General features: G+C 35.4%; 12 protein-coding genes and 3 pseudogenes. 3 read left to right on the top strand and 12 right to left on the bottom strand.

Going from position 1 to position 15,718, the window contains the following annotated elements; all coding sequences use genetic code 11:
* Window positions 1-57: 57 nt before the first annotated feature.
* The 4 genes and pseudogenes from LIT25_26220 to LIT25_26205 all read right to left on the bottom strand — a co-directional run bounded on the left by LIT25_26220 (window position 58) and on the right by LIT25_26205 (window position 2,170).
* Window positions 58-529 (bottom strand): annotated as a pseudogene (locus LIT25_26220) (DDE-type integrase/transposase/recombinase).
* 47 nt (window positions 530-576) lie between these two features.
* Entirely contained in the window at window positions 577-903 is a 327-nt protein-coding gene (locus LIT25_26215) for a hypothetical protein (protein USK36637.1), read from the bottom strand.
* Complete coding sequence (locus LIT25_26210; protein ID USK36636.1) at window positions 884-1,744, bottom strand: substrate-binding domain-containing protein; 861 nt, start codon at window positions 1,742-1,744, stop codon at window positions 884-886. The genes LIT25_26215 and LIT25_26210 overlap by 20 nt, the downstream gene beginning before the upstream one ends.
* A 204-nt stretch (window positions 1,745-1,948) precedes the next feature.
* Window positions 1,949-2,170, bottom strand: a pseudogene (locus tag LIT25_26205) (DUF2238 domain-containing protein).
* A gap of 33 nt (window positions 2,171-2,203) precedes the next feature.
* Here LIT25_26205 and LIT25_26200 point away from each other — a divergent pair.
* Window positions 2,204-2,914 carry a DUF421 domain-containing protein gene (locus LIT25_26200; GenBank protein ID USK36635.1) on the top strand — a complete coding sequence of 237 codons (711 nt, stop codon included), beginning with the start codon at window positions 2,204-2,206 and terminating at the stop codon, window positions 2,912-2,914.
* Window positions 2,915-3,073: 159 nt separating this feature from the next.
* Here LIT25_26200 and LIT25_26195 read toward each other — a convergent pair whose 3' ends face one another.
* The 5 genes from LIT25_26195 to LIT25_26175 form a co-directional block, all read right to left on the bottom strand.
* Entirely contained in the window at window positions 3,074-4,477 is a 1,404-nt protein-coding gene (locus tag LIT25_26195; GenBank protein ID USK36634.1) for an IS4 family transposase, read from the bottom strand.
* Window positions 4,478-4,749: 272 nt separating this feature from the next.
* Window positions 4,750-4,998 carry a LytTR family transcriptional regulator DNA-binding domain-containing protein gene (locus tag LIT25_26190; protein ID USK36633.1) on the bottom strand — a complete coding sequence of 83 codons (249 nt, stop codon included), beginning with the start codon at window positions 4,996-4,998 and terminating at the stop codon, window positions 4,750-4,752.
* A gap of 296 nt (window positions 4,999-5,294) precedes the next feature.
* Window positions 5,295-6,380, bottom strand: a complete 1,086-nt coding sequence (locus LIT25_26185; protein USK36632.1) for an endospore germination permease — start codon at window positions 6,378-6,380, stop codon at window positions 5,295-5,297.
* A 383-nt stretch (window positions 6,381-6,763) separates the two neighbouring features.
* Window positions 6,764-7,297 carry a YhcN/YlaJ family sporulation lipoprotein gene (locus LIT25_26180; protein ID USK36631.1) on the bottom strand — a complete coding sequence of 178 codons (534 nt, stop codon included), beginning with the start codon at window positions 7,295-7,297 and terminating at the stop codon, window positions 6,764-6,766.
* A 723-nt stretch (window positions 7,298-8,020) separates the two neighbouring features.
* The gene (locus LIT25_26175; GenBank protein ID USK36630.1) at window positions 8,021-8,299 is read right to left on the bottom strand and encodes a hypothetical protein; all 279 of its coding nucleotides are present in this window, start codon (window positions 8,297-8,299) and stop codon (window positions 8,021-8,023) included.
* Window positions 8,300-8,726: 427 nt separating this feature from the next.
* On the opposite strand from LIT25_26175, the gene LIT25_26170 reads away from it, so the two are divergent.
* Entirely contained in the window at window positions 8,727-9,239 is a 513-nt protein-coding gene (locus LIT25_26170; GenBank protein USK36629.1) for a DUF3189 family protein, read from the top strand.
* Between the two features lie 406 nt (window positions 9,240-9,645).
* The gene (locus LIT25_26165; protein ID USK36628.1) at window positions 9,646-10,773 is read left to right on the top strand and encodes an IS110 family transposase; all 1,128 of its coding nucleotides are present in this window, start codon (window positions 9,646-9,648) and stop codon (window positions 10,771-10,773) included.
* A gap of 759 nt (window positions 10,774-11,532) precedes the next feature.
* Here LIT25_26165 and fabZ read toward each other — a convergent pair.
* The 3 genes and pseudogenes from fabZ to LIT25_26150 all read right to left on the bottom strand — a co-directional run bounded on the left by fabZ (window position 11,533) and on the right by LIT25_26150 (window position 14,733).
* A complete protein-coding gene (fabZ, locus tag LIT25_26160; GenBank protein USK36768.1) occupies window positions 11,533-11,958 on the bottom strand; it encodes a 3-hydroxyacyl-ACP dehydratase FabZ in 426 nt (141 codons plus the stop codon).
* Window positions 11,959-12,213: 255 nt separating this feature from the next.
* Window positions 12,214-12,384 (bottom strand): annotated as a pseudogene (locus LIT25_26155) (amino acid permease).
* A gap of 648 nt (window positions 12,385-13,032) precedes the next feature.
* On the bottom strand, window positions 13,033-14,733 hold the full coding sequence (locus LIT25_26150; GenBank protein ID USK36627.1) for a pyruvate oxidase: 1,701 nt from the start codon (window positions 14,731-14,733) through the stop codon (window positions 13,033-13,035).
* Window positions 14,734-15,718: the final 985 nt, after the last annotated feature.

Raw genomic sequence — 15,718 nt, 5'->3', positions numbered from 1 at the left:
TGGTGCAAATATGACCTGTTAGAAACATAGAATCTCAATATCCTTTTCATCTATGAATTATGAGGCTACTCCAAATAATTTATGTATGAATTCAATCTCACTTTGGACAGACTTCACCCCTTGTTGAAGTTGTCCTTTTTTCAGCATATGCATCACCTTCACTCCACAGATGATTTGTTTGGCTGTTCGAAACGTTTTTAATCCTAGCATAGAACAGACTCGCTTCTTTATAAAGCGATGATCTTGCTCCACTATGTTATTCAAGTACTTCTGTTGTCTAAGTTGCATACCATCAGGTATGCTTTTCTCTTTTTTCAACTCTTCAATTGCTATAGGATAAGCCGGATTCTTATCGCCCGTCATGACACGAGGCACGCATAACCGTTGTGTGAGCCATCGATAAGCCGCGTTCTTCCATCATCTCCACTAAATTACGAAAGCTCAAGTTGTACCGTAGGTACCATCTCACTGTTAACAAAATCATGTCAGGCTGATAATGTTTCCACTTGAATAAATTTTGATTTCCCATACTATCACGCACCTTTTTTAAGATTAAAGTATCAGTATGTCCAAGATTTAGAGATTAATTGCTATTATTGAAGTTTTTGCACCAGAACCATTTTTATTCGTCTCCAGCTTTATTATGCTACTTTCTAATAAATGACGGACCTTATGAAACTCCTGTATGGAAGTTTGATTTTTCTCAACCACATAAGCATTGGTTTTTACATATAGAAGATTTGAATCTTGCGAAATTTGATTCATTAATAAAAAACGTTCGAAACTTGCATCATACTCTAACAAGAAAGATCGACTGCTAAAATAAATAGTAACAGACACTACATTGAATAAAACAACAAAGGCAAAAAAGGAAAGGAGCAGCTTACTTCGTATGGTTTTCATATACAGTTCCCTTCTCATAGAAGTCTTGAATGTCGGTAGGGCGGATTACCTTAGTCAGGGTGTGATGTAGTGTTTTACTTTCATCTTCATTTTTCAAATGAAGCAATGCTTCAACTGATTGATATCCCATTTCATATGGGTATTGGACAACAGATGCATCTATAGAGCCTTCTTCCAATAGAAGAAGTGTTTGCGGCAAAATATCAAAACCAATAATATACGTCCTCTGCTTTAAGTTAAACTGATTGACCACTTCTTGGGCAATCCCCGAACCATCAAGAGCACTAGTCCCATAAAAAGCATTTATATGAGGGTGCTTCTTTAATAAATCGTATGTAGCTTGCAGTGCACCGCTCTTTGTAATATTGGATACTTCAATATCAACCAGTTTTATACGGTTTTCCTTTTTAATTGCATCCTTGAACCCTTTTATTCGAAGCTGTTGGTTCAAAGCGTCGAATCTTCCTGTTACAATTCCGACATATTGATCTCCCTTTGTGTCCTCGATCTTAGCGCTCCCTGCCTGTACTCCTGCCATATAATTATCCGAACCGACAAATGCCTTCCGCTCACTGTCAGCGACATCCGTATCAACAGTCACAATCTCTATCCCCCTTTCGAATGCTTTGTTTGTGAGCTGGTTAAAATTCGAATGAGCAATCCCTTGAATGATGATTCCATCTACCTTACCAGTAATAGTCTTATCCATAAACTTTAACTGTTCAATGAACTGTGCTTTATAAGGCTTTCTAGTTTTAAACAAACGTTTATTTAAATAGTGGCCGTTCATCAATGATAATGCCTTTCCAGATGAATAGTGCAAGCTTTCTATTCTATTCAAGGAACACCTACAAAATGGTTATTTGCTCTATTCCCTTGAAAAGCCATACAAACACCGTTCTTTCAATTCAAGGTCAATTAGCGCCATATTCTACTAAATGTAAATGAAACTAGACGCATTCTTTATTAGACTTCGGATATTTAAAAATACAGATTCGATATTTGGATAACTAGAATAATTGACCTTCCTTTGGCTAATCTAAAGGCCGCCGACAAACATCAAAATCGTTAGAATGGCAATAATGATATAAGAGAGAGTAGTAAGGCGAAGTTTACTGTATGTTGCAATTACGATGATTAGTCCGACAATGGCAGGACTAACCTCCAATGCCCAGTTCAAGTATCCTGCTGGATTTATAACTGACCATATTTCTAGTTGTATGCAAAAAAACGGATGTTTATAAAAAAAGACCCTGACTATAATGATATAAGAAATAGTTGACTCATCTGGAGGAAGAATATGCCTGATTATATTGAAATCATCCTTCGTACGTTCGGAGCATTTTTTATTTTGATAATTACTACCCGTTTTTTAGGTAAACAAACTCTTGCTCAAATGACCTATTTTGATTTCGTTATAGCTATCACAATGGGTGCAATTGTAGCGAATTTAGCGTTTAATATTCATATTAAAGCCTACCATCTCTTGCTTTCTTTCGGTATCTTTGTTGGTATGACTTTTCTTATTGCCTATATGTGCTTAAAAAGCCAAAAGGCTCGTAAGTTTTTTGCTGGAGATCCAACCATTGTCATTCAGAATGGAAAAATATTAGAACATAACATGAAAAAGATGCGTTATACCTTAGATTACTTAAATCAAGAACTACGAGAAAAAAATGTATTTGATATTGAGGAGGTTCTTTTTGCTATTCTTGAAATCAACGGAACATTAACTTTATTGAAAAAGCCTCAGTATCGTACCGTGACAAGACAAGATTTATGGATCGCGTCCAGTCCAGAATACAGGCTTCCTATTGAATTAATTATGGATGGAAAAATCATTGATAAAAATTTGAAGGAGAATAAAATTACTCTCTCGTGGCTAGAGAAAGAGTTAAAGAAGCGCAATTTGTGGGTAAACGACGTGACCTATGGAGTTTTAGGTGCAAATGGACAACTTTACCTTGATACATATAATGACCATTTGCAGTCTCCAATTGATCAAGAATGAGACGATTATTATCTTTTAGGGGTACCGCCCACATCGCTATCAAGCTAAGCTCATGTAACGTCAATGATAAGCAAGATTGTTTCTTTTTTTGAAAGTCTATATGTAGATGCTTTAAAGATTTGCATACGAAATAAACCCTAACGGGTTTCCTTTTTTGAATTAAGCCGCTTGATTATCAGACATGGTACAATTGTAAACGACACCTAATATATCAAAGACTGTTTTCTTCTCATATCGATGAGATTTTCGCCCGTTTTGCTGTAGGAGGTTGAACAGGCGAAGTAGAACCTTTGATAGCTCTTGGGTGTCTTTCTGTATAGCTTGGAAAAGAAGGGCCTTATACTCACTCAGTTCTCGTTTCTTTTTCATAAGAAGTAATTGCCGCATTTGAAACATGATAGAAGAACAGAGTAGAATGGCAATCAATTGTCCATACAAATGGCACTCCCATCTTTCTGGTTTTATCTTTTTACACTGATGAATTTGAAAGAATGATTTCCACGTTTTAAATAAAATTTCGATTTGCCAACGTAAAGAGTACCAATCATGTACTTGTCCCATCGGGACAATATCTGTAGGAGTGTTTGTCATATATACATTGATACCACTGAGTCGTTTACTACGAGGAGAATACTTCATTCCTTTCTTTTTTTCTCTTACAGTTTGATCTTGTAATCGTTTTTGTTGTTGTTCTTTTGTTAGCCGATGAACAATCACACGAGTTGGTACTTTATCAGTCATTCCTACATAAGCGTCGGATATTTCGCATGTTTGTCCTGGTTGAAGTGAGTTCATTAAGACCTCCATATCTATCTGTATATACTCTGTACCTTTCTTGATTCTTCCATCTTGAAAATAATCAGGGTTGGGATTTTTTTGATAAATACGTGTATTTGATTTAATACGAGAGATATAGTAAGCCTTTTTATCTTGTATATGTTGAAGATCTTTCAAGTGAAAATAACCTAAATCACGGATACATAAATCATTCGCTGTCACAGTTGGGACACACAGAGAACCATAGGTTCGATCATGTTGTTTACCTGGACCTGTATGAATATGTAGGAACTGTCCACTTAATAGATCATACTCAAGCTGAATCTTCACCCCCGCTGTATGACTGCATCCTCCTGCACCTGGATAAACAGATGAAAATACATCGTGAAGTTGAAATGCAGTTGAATCTAGGATACGAATACGCTTGAAAATAGAAGTGTATGGAGAAGTGAGCAGCTTAGTTGAAGATAACTTTTGGTTGAGAAGTTCGGCTAACACTTGTTGTAGAAATTGCACGGCTGTGGCATTAAATCGTTGATTCAGTCCCTCAGGACTGATGAGCACTTCTGTTGATGCTTCTAAACAGCTACATAACTGAGTTAAAGAGGTTTTAGCGACATTTTGACTCATCCATACACATAAAGCGACTAAATCTTTTGCTTGGTACTTACTGGTTCGTTGTACAAAAACAACATCTCTAGCAAGATCTCGTAAGAAATTTGGAGATAAGAAGTTTTGAATTTCTTGAGCAAATAGTTGTAATTCATCAGATACAGAAATAGACATACAAAAACGCCATCCTTTCCTATGAGTCTACAGAAAGAATAGCGTATTTTTTTCATTTTAGGGGGTATTTTGTTTTGTTAGCTTGATAGCGATGGGGTACCGCCCACATACCCATCAAGCTAAGATTTTGAAATATCCCCAAAACGAAAATTTTATATCTCTACAGTTATTTATAGAATTTAGCTCATTTTTTTCGTTTTGGGGAAGAATGCATTTCTTAACTTGATGGCGATGGGGTTTGTCCAATAAATTAAATTATTGGACAAACCCTTTTAATTGTAGAGTATTTTCTGTAATTCTTTCTTCAGTTCCTTATACTTGGTCCTGCTAACCTCAATTTTTGCAGGACAATTTTTCAGTTTTAAGTTATATGATTTCATGTAGTTATCAGGTAGAATTTCCTCAATCTTGCTTAATGGCACAAGGTAAGACTGATGAGTTCTGTAAAACCCTTTGGAACCTAAGACTTGCTCTAATACCCCTAAATTATCATTACAATTTATGGGTTCAGCACCTTCCAAGTAAAACCTGGTTTTCTGAACAAAACCTTAGCGTATGTTTTTCTCGGAAAGATACCTGGACCCCTATAATGGAATAACTAAAATATGACCTGGAATCCTAAAATTACTTAATTCTTCTTTAACTAACCCACCCTTTTCTGGGAAAAATCACAACTTGTACTGGCAGATATTGCGGAATATTGATTTATTTACTATCTTTATTACATACAATCATTTTTCCATAACAGTAGTGAGCAAACTTATTGTGTCCTCAATTTAAATCGCTGTTTAACATTTGTTTATTTTGTCTCTAAACATTATTGGTGTTTCCAACTAAATCGATATTTACCAATTACTAATAATAACAGTGGCAGAATCAGTCCAAAAGTAATAGTTAAAGGTCCCAATGTAGTATTAGCAAACTCACTATAAGAAATTATATTCGGATAAGATACAATTGAATAGACAACAATAACCATTCCTAGAGGAAAAGTCAGAGGGCGATGATCCTTTAATTTTAATATTTGCCCAAGACATAAAGTTGCTGCATAAAAGATAATAGTTACCTTGTAATATAACGTTACTAACCAAATGATCATTATCACTGCTTCAATTCGTTGTATAAAATTCCCTACATTGATTTTTTTTGCTAGAGAATAGCTTGGGTAAATTTGCCTTGCTGAATGATCGGCTCCAAGAACTAATATAGATACTATTAATATTAAAAATAAAATAATGAACCCACTCAGTGTTCCAAAGTAAAAGGATTTTTCAGCTTTTTTTATTTGGTTAACATAAGGGAATATCATTAAGAATGTTACTAGTTGCGTGTAAGGAGAATCGATCGATAAGTAAACAGTGTATAATAATTTATTTTCTAATAAAGGCTGTAAATGATTAAACTTCATCTGAGGAACAAGAGAAACAATGAAAACAAAAAAAAGCAATGTAATCCAAGGAAGAAAAATTTCAGATCCCCGTGCTAAAGTTTCAAGTCCAAGACGGACACCCATGATAACAACAATGAAAAAGATAATATGGATTGTTACAATCGGAGTTTCATTCAAAATGTGGGTTGTTAGAAAATTCCCCATCTGTCTAAGAAAATGAACACAGATAATGAAAAAATAAATAAAATACAGTAAAGAAACGATTTTCCCAAGCCATTTCCCTAAGATAACTTCGCTATATTCCGCTATGGTCATATTAGGAAAAATACTGCCAAGGGTATTATTTAATAATACAAACAATAGTCCAATTCCTGCCCCAAGTAGATATGCAATCCATGCATCTTGTTTTGCATAGAAAGTCAAAGTTGGGACAAATAAGATGCTCCCACCTACCGTAAAGAAAGTTACCAGTATTGAAAATTGACGAGGTGATATTTTACCTTTTTCCAACATTTTTTATTCCTTCCGTATTTAACATTAATAATCCAGTCAATATTAGGCTTTTAATTAATTCTTATCTTTTAATATTTTCCTAAATAGAATTGTTTAATACTATATTACACAATATACCCTATAGCTAAATAAGCAGTATTCCATAAAATGGATCAAATTAAAAGGACACGTCCTATGGAAACGCGCCCTTTCGTATTATAGGGGTACCGCCACATGCCCATCAAGCTAGGGTAAATCATTACCCCAAAAACAAAAAAAACGCTATTCTTTCTGTAATATGTAGTGGAGAGACCCAGTTTTATCAATTTGTATCGATATTGATCCGATAGTGAACCTATGCAATATGAGCTCAAGTCGATTATAAACAGAGATTTTAAGCTCTTTTATTTGGCATCCGGGAACATTCTTTGTACCATATCACCAAACTCATCAAATAGTCCGCCAATCGGCTTTCCATTTTGAATATCGTTGGCATATTCATTCATACTTTTAACAAAGTCAGGATTCGCAGAGACATAAACGTTGTCTACACCTTCATCATGTTTTTTTACATGATCAACAATTCTCTTTTCTAAGTCATTTGTCAGGTTCTTGTCATTTGTCAGATTCACGGCGACATATGCGTTATTATCTGTAATAATGACAGAGGCACCGTCTACATCCTCCATGTCCTCTAGCCGATTTGCTACTTCATCAGCCACGCGCATTTTATTATCATCGTCACCATTGCTTAATTGCCTGGTATTGTAATTGTTGTCCCCGTTTCTGTCATTTACATTCAAGGTATTGTCCATGGCATTATTTTTATCGCTTCGAGTATTCATTCCTACATTTTTTCCATTATCATTATTATCACTTACCCCGCAGCCGGTTAGGAATAGAGCAATCAAGGCGCTTGTTAAAAATGTGTATTTCATGTTAGTCACTCCTTTAAAGTATATACCCTAGTACTATCTGCTGAATTTCCGGGAATATTCATAAAAAAAGAACTTTATAATCGCTATGGATACTGCCCTAGTTTTCACGGGGAATAAACGAAATTAATTTTATTTCAATAATTGCTGTTTCTGATCTTACAGGGGTCCTACCACATGCCCATCAAGCTAAGGCAAACATCGAAAAAAAACGCTGTATTTTAATCACTATAATAACTATTTGTAATCAATATGTGGGGTTTAGCTCGTGTTGGCTACTAACAAAAAAGTACCTTGTTATTCTAAAAATAATTCTTTTATTTGCATCTTTTATTCGCCTTTCTATGTCGGATAATTTTTAATACGGAGGGAAATATACAGTAACGGCAGAATAAATAAGCTTCATAAAAGCAATATATTAAGAAATGCTTGAAGACTTATACGATTATGCTTTTAAAAATTAAAAGGAGGAGGAAAAATGTCCTTTTTATGGTCATTAATTATTGGAGTTCTTGTCTTGTTCTAGTTCGTCAGAAGTATCCCAATAAAGGAAAAACACCTTTTTCCATATAAGGTGCGATCTTTAAGTATGAAATAAGGACGCAATAAACGGACACCTACAGCATTTTCGATAATGAGTTCTTTTTTATCTTCCCGAGATGCCAATATTACCATCTTTTTGTTTTTTATTTATTTATTGATTTATTGATTTATAGATTATAAAAGTTATATACAGGCAAATAGATCAAATTTTAATTGAATAAATTCATACTTCTCTAGTAAAGCTCTCATCTCTAATTTCGCCATATTTGACCCTTGTCGAATACCAATCGAACGATTGGCTGCTTCTTTAAGTGCTCGTATCTTCTTCAAGCCTATACTGCGTTTTACCACTTGTCTTAGGTAAAGTAAGAGCTCTTCATCCGTATACTCTACAAGTTCATGTGGCAAGGATTCTAACTTTAGAAATTGAATAGCTGCTTTGCCTTCCCAACTTTTGAACACAGTGAGGTGTCTGCTACAAGTGAAATAGATGTTCATCAAGAACTACCGAGATAATATATTAGGTTATTTTACGACCTTCTTATCAACTACCTATAGCTACAAAGGGATTTATTTACATTTTTTCCAACCTGTAAATAAGGTTCCGTACAAAAGGGTTTGCAAACTAACTATCCAAATTCGTTTCTCGCTATGTATTATTTACTTTTTTTCTTTAAGTAACGAGGAAAGCCGTCCTATAATGTATCGTAAAAACACTAAAAAACACTGAATTTTGGAATTTCTCTGTCAGCCCACCATAGGGACATAAAGGGGATATATTAGGACTCCAAAGTCTTTAAACTCTTTCAAAATTAGTTTACGAAAACCGAATCGTTAAAGGAATAATACTCATAATAAAAATAGATAAAATAATAAAGGATGATTTCCTATGATTTATATTTATAATGATTATGGTGGTACACATACCACGGCTTTGGCTGCCGCATATCATTTAAAACAATTACCTCAATCAGAAAGAACACTGACTTCGGAAGAAATATTAAATGTAAAATATTTCAACCAACTAACGAAAGAGGATTTTGGAAAACTTATTTTTCACGGGAACGATGAAGATGGCAACTCTGTGTATACAATTGGACGGAAAAGAGACAAGCTTGTTGTTCCAGCATTAAAAGAATTGACTTTACTACTACAAAATAAATTTCATATTAATGAAAAAATAGTTTTCTCAAATACATCACCAACTGTTCCAATTGTTATGTCATTTGGGGGATTTTTCTCTAGAGGATTGAAAATTGATTTTATAGGTGTACCGTTATTAGTAAAAGGTGCCAAACAATGCTGTGATAATGTTTTTCGGTTAGTTGAAAACACGAAACACGTTGGTAAAACTCCTTTCAATGAAAACGTGATTATTTTAGAAAATGAAATGTTTAAGTAATACTACAATATAGTAAAAAAAGATTTCCATACATAGCAAATCTTTTTAAAACTTATAGTGGAAAGGTTTCCACACCTCGTTCTAGACGAAATTATTTTTTTCGTGGCCCACACCCCTTCTAATGAAGGGTCAAATGCATATCAATGTTCAACTGAACATCATCCATTAACTGAACTAAGTAACATCCTTTTTAATTTCAAATTTACCTCCTAATAATTCCTTTTTTTATTCAAGAATATGGCCTTTATGTGGAATAACTTCTGAATCCGCTTACTCCGTTAAACTGCACTTTAGTCATAATGAACGAAACGGCTCCCATCGCTTAACGTAGGTTGCACTTGGTCATAATGTTACTACCAAAATAAAAAACCGAGTGTAGAGCTACACACGAAAAGGAGCCGTTATTATGAAGGATGTTCAAAAATTTGTTGGTTTAGACGTATCTAAAGATACTATTGCTGTTGCGATTGCTGACCCTGGCCGTGGTGAACCTAGATTTCATGGAACTATTCAAAATAAACCAGAAGATATTCGCAAACTAATGAAAAAGTTAGGAAATCATGAAAATCTACTTGTTTGTTATGAAGCAGGACCTACTGGGTATGGAATTTATCGATTACTTCTATCTATGGACATTGAATGTATGGTTGTTGCACCCTCTCTTATCCCAAAGCGTTCGGGCGATCGCGTCAAAACAGATAAAAGGGATTCTACTAGATTAGCTCAGCTACTTCGTGCTGGAGAGCTTACTTCTGTATGGGTTCCAGATGAAGATCATGAAGCATTGAGAGATTTAATCCGTGCTCGTCATGATGCTCGAGAGGATTTACAAAGTTCTCGCCAGAGACTTGTTCACCTCTTACTTCGCCATGAAATACGTCCTCCGCAAGGAGTTCGAAATTGGTCCGTAAAACATCGTGAATGGTTAAAACGATTAACATTTGAAAGAGCTTCTCAGCGTATTGTTTTTCAAGAATATCTCCATGCCATTTATGAAGTTGAGGAGCGTATGAAACGACTAGAAGCTCAAATACATGAAGAAGCCATTCAAAGTGAACATGCTCCCGTCATTCAAGCGCTCCAAACATTAAGAGGAGTCGCAGAAGTAACTGCTGTTACATTAGTAGCTGAAATTGGACAATTCTCTCGCTTTTCAAATCCAAGACAACTGATGTCATATGCTGGTCTCGTCCCTAAAGAATACTCGAGTGGATCTAGTCGTTGGCAAGGTTCAATTACTAAAACCGGAAACTCCCAAATTCGTCGTTCAATAGTAGAAGTTTGTTGGTCTTATCGCCATCGGCCATCTCTTAAAGGAGAATTGCTTAAACGTCAAGAAGGTCAAGATCCAGAGGCAAAACGTATTGCTTGGAAGGCTCAACACCGTCTTCATATGAAATATCATCGCATCTCTGCTAAAGGAAAAGGCGGAAAAGTAGCTGTTGTTGCTGTTGCCAGAGAATTACTTGGATTTATTTGGGCTATCGGTTGTGCCATTGAGGATAAGCAAGTAATTGATTTGAATGTTGCTTAAGTAGATTAAAAATTAAACTATGTTATAAATTTTTTATCGAATAATATCTTTGTGATTGAAAATTGAAGATTTGGCTCGAAGGCAAACTCCCGGGAAGGAGAACCCTCATGTTCCATTATGCACTAGGTTCTAAGAACCGAACGTGCGCCTTTAGTCAGAGGCAGCTCCGTGACGGATGTAGTGAAATGTGGTACCCAACCCACGCATATCAGTTTGTATACCACCGTCAACGTTTTTGCCTTCGTGCCAAGTTTTTAAGGTTTTCCTTATTCAACTTTTAGGATTGTACCCATTTCGGATTTAGCTTATCAAGGGAAAGTGCGCCCTTGACAAGCTAAATCCGAAAGGATATTTGGTTTGTAAGTTGAACAAGGAATAACTCTATTCATTGCTGAATCAAACACCATTTAAAAACATTTGTGTGTGGTGGGTTGACAGTTTCGTTCATATCAATGGAATAACATACATTTCGAGATGAACCACCTAATTGCTTTTCTACTCCAGAATATGGCCCGATCGTTGAATTGCATGACTGGCGTTTTTTAAACAACTTTATTATTTTTTAAACGTAGTGTAGTGCTTAAAGAAACTAGCGATCATTATTGTAAGTAGAAAAATCCCTGTTTTGGTTCGATAAACAGGGATTTTTGGCTTTTAAAAAAAGACTTAGAAAAATGCATATAAAATATGTACTCTTTTCAAAAAACGTCCACGTTTGTTGAAAAACCAAAGTTAACTATTTTGGATTCAATCGGTAGGTTAATCACCAAATGCAAATATTAGTTCTGTCTCGCAAACTAATTCTCCATCAACAGTGGCGATACCTTTTCCTTTCCCGATAGGACCTTTTAAACGAGTGATTTCAACTTCAAGACGGAGTTGATCTCCTGGTCTTACTAGCTGTTTAAAACGACATTTATCTATTCCTGCTAAAAGCCCCAATCGCCCTTGATTTCCTTCTTTCGTAAGCATTACAACTGCACTTACTTGAGCTAAAGCTTCTACAATTAACACACCTGGCATAACTGGATAATCAGGAAAATGCCCATTTAAAAAAGCTTCATTAGCTGTCACATTTTTAGTACCAACTGCTCTTTTTCCCTCATCTAATTCTAGAATTCTATCCACTAAAAGAAATGGATAGCGATGTTTAATAATATCTTTAATTTTTTGAGTATCAAACAACATTAAAGCCCCCATTACCAATATTATATTTTATTAAAATATATCTACCTCATTTTAACACCTGGTATTATTAGTTGGTACTAAAACTTATCATCTTCTTTTACTAAAGTGCTTCGTTAGCATTCCTGTAGATCGTTAAATATCAGGTTTGAAAAAAGTAGAGCCCCTCAGTAAGATACGAGTATATAGTCCAATCTGACTCAAAGTCTTAAGGAGGAAGCCCTACTATGAATTTTAAAATGCAAAACAAACTAAAAGCAATATGATTCCTCCAACCAGATACGCAATAATTACTGCCGGGCCTGCCATATCGATGGCTGTGCTGCTTCCTTTAAATAACCCTGCACCTATAGCTCCTCCCAGCGCCATCATCATAATATGGAGTGATGTCATGGTTCGTATTAAACTTCCTTGTTTGTTACTCATACATTTAGCCTCCTAATCTTTGGTGCAAGTATACAAAAAAGCCCATCGTCCCCTAAAAGAGACGATGGGCTTAGGCCAACCGCGGTACTAAAAACATACAAATACAACAACACATATGATGATATATATGTTGTTGTATACAATAAAGTTAAAAACAACATATTTAACATTGTTAGCTTATCTTAGGGGTAGTGACAGGGTTCGTGTCATAGACCGCAAAGTAGCATACATGGGGGAAACAGGAGTAAAGAATGCTCCTTTTTTGTTTCACCCTGTCACACCTGTCACTACCCCTATATGCAAAACAAATCAAAAATAAAAGCAACATAAATAAGTAAATTAGAAGCTAAATGGAAACTTTCCATATAGCTTCTTTTCACTCTTAGTAAATGACTAATTCAATTGCTACTCAGTTTTAGACTATTGTATATATGGATAGGTTATATGCTTATATCCTTTTTATGCGGCCGTTAAATACTTCTTTCCAACAGCCTTTTGACAAGGTTTTATCTTTTCCCTGTTGAAATTTGGTTTTACCCCGTTTTGTTACAGTGGCCATCTACATAGAGAAGATGGACTACTTATATTTTTATCTTATGGAAATCAAAAAGGAAGGAGCTCTTTTGTATGTTTCTCTCTTTTTTGGTTTTAGAGTGGTGGCTTATGGATTGTTCCTTCCTGAAACAATTCTTTTAGCATGTGACGGGCATAACCTTTGGCCTGTCCAAATGTTACTTTTGCAGGTAATGGTGCTTCACTTGCATCCACAATAACATCAACAATACATGGTTTATTTGCAGATATCGCTTTTTTCAATACAGGTAGTAATTCCTCTGGGTGTTCTACATGATATCCTATTCCTCCGCAAATATCAGCATATCGGGCAAAATCTGGGTTATGTAAATCGGTACCAAATTCAGCATTGCCCATAACTTCCTGTTCGAATTTAATCATTGCAATTTTATGATTATTAAGAACAATTACTACTAGTGGAAGATCATATTTTACAGCGGTGACAAAGTCATTCATCATCATTTGGAAACCGCCATCCCCACAAATTGCAAATACCTGTTTATCCGGATAAGCGATCTTTCCAGCAATTGCTCCAGGTAAGCCGCACCCTAATGTTGCTAGCCAGCTTGAGATGACAAACCTTTGATTTAACATGTTGAAATGGCGAGCCATCCATACAGTAACATTCCCTACATCGACTGAAAGAATGGCATCATCATCCGCAACTTTCTGCAGGGCACGAATGACACGCTGAGGTTTAATTGGTATAGAATCGTCTTGTTCCTGCTCATGTAATTTTTGCCGCCACTCATTTAAATTTGCCTGACATTCATTAAGAAATGAACCATCATTATGATTTTCAACCAAGGTAATGAGATTATGTAAAGTTTGATAAGAATCACCTGCAAGTCCAACATCAACGGCATAACGTTTTCCGATCTGAGATGGGTCATTGTCTAACTGTATGGTTTTTGCATTTTTAGGTAGATATCCTGTAAATGGGAAAGATGTGCCAATCATAATTAACGTATCAGCTTCTTCCATTGCCAAAGTTGCTGGTTTGGTACCAATTAACCCAAGTCCTCCTAAACAAAAAGGATGTTCATCTGGAATAACACCTTTACCGGGTAGACTAAGAACAATTGGCGCTTTCATTTTTTCAGCAAATGTAAGGAGAGATTGACTTGCACCTCTAGCTCCTTTTCCTGCTAAAATAACAGGTCGTTTTGCTTCATTTAAGATTTCAATTGCTTTCTTTACATCTTTTTCTTGAGGAAGTATATTTGGCTGAACATAAAAAGAACTTGTTTGTCGAGCATGTCTCTCAACTTCAAACTTTGGTATATCATCAGGAATGATAAGAACGGAGACGCCTTTTTTATCATAAGCTGTTCTTATTGCCTGATTTAATACAGCTGGGAGTTGTTCAGCTGACATAACCATTTGACTGTATACGGCAACATCCTTAAACAGGTTGGCCAAATCGATTTCCTGAAAGAAATCTGTTCCCATTAAATCTGTTTCTACTTGTCCTACAATGGCTAAAACTGGAGCTTTATCTAGTTTTGCATCATAAAGTCCATTTAATAAATGGATTGCACCAGGTCCAGCAATCCCCATACACACACCCAGCTTACCTGTTAATTTTGCATAGGCTGCTGCTGCTAATGCGCCAGCTTCTTCGTGCCTAACCTGTATAAAATTTATTTGGTCTTTTACCTTTCTTATGGACTCAATTAAAGTATTTATCGAGTCCCCTGGCATTCCATATATATGATCTACTCCCCAATCTATCAAAAGATCCATCATATAGTCACCCGCAGATGCTCTAAACATAAATATACCTCCTAGCTGTTTTACTAGTTGGTATTGTTTCCAATATGTTATAAAATCATTTATTTATGAGGCATTAGGGTTATTGACTATAAATTATTCTAAAAATACCCAGAACGAATCTGCATACAATTTTATTAAGAGTCACTAGAAATAAGGCTAAACTCCGCTACGCAAAAAAAGTGGTCATTCAAGATGAACTAGATGCTGAGATAAGACTGAACTTTTATGACATTGTGGATGTCAAAATAAAATGATGGTGAAACAAGCAGCCTTAAGAATTGTAATCATTTTTCACAAATCGATGAATATTAGACGTTACTGAAAAATAGAAAAGACCGCTTTAAAAAAACATAAACATCAACAAAAAAGTGGATAGTCATTTGCGACTATCCAGCAAAAATTAATCAGCAAGAACTCCTTTTCTGATACCTTCAAAAAACCTTCATTCAAAGTTACCTAGCAATTTCTATCTTATTGATTTCTGTAACCGGCAGCTATATACTCGGCCTGGGTGCAGAAACTCTCTTCTTCCACCGTTTTATCATGAATCGGCTACACTAAGTTAGACAATTATTTTAAGGTCAAGTAGACTAACGTAAACAACGATAAAAGGAGATTCTACTGTGACTAAACGAGAGCGCAAAGCCCCCGTCAGCGAGGGCATAGACTGTCTTTTTTACACAAGATTACTAAATGTGCATTTTCACAAATTCATATATTTCCATGAAGTTTGGTGAAGAGATGTTTTCTACTTTTATCTTACTCACCTTGTATCCCCCACCCAAATTCCTTATCTAAAAAACATAGTATACTACCTTTTCGCTAGAATGGTAATAGAAAAAGGGATAGAAGAGGTTATGCATCCAAAATCTAATAAATATGATTATTGATATGCTCCTATTTACACATTCATAGTAGTATAATTACATTTACATGGTCTTGTTTGTTTATTTATTAACAACACCTCAAAGATACATTTATTAAG

Source organism: Bacillus sp. F19, from assembly GCA_023823795.1.
In the GTDB taxonomy this organism is placed as follows: Bacteria; Bacillota; Bacilli; order Bacillales; family Bacillaceae; genus Bacillus_P.
This window is presented reverse-complemented; position numbering and strand designations above follow the sequence as displayed.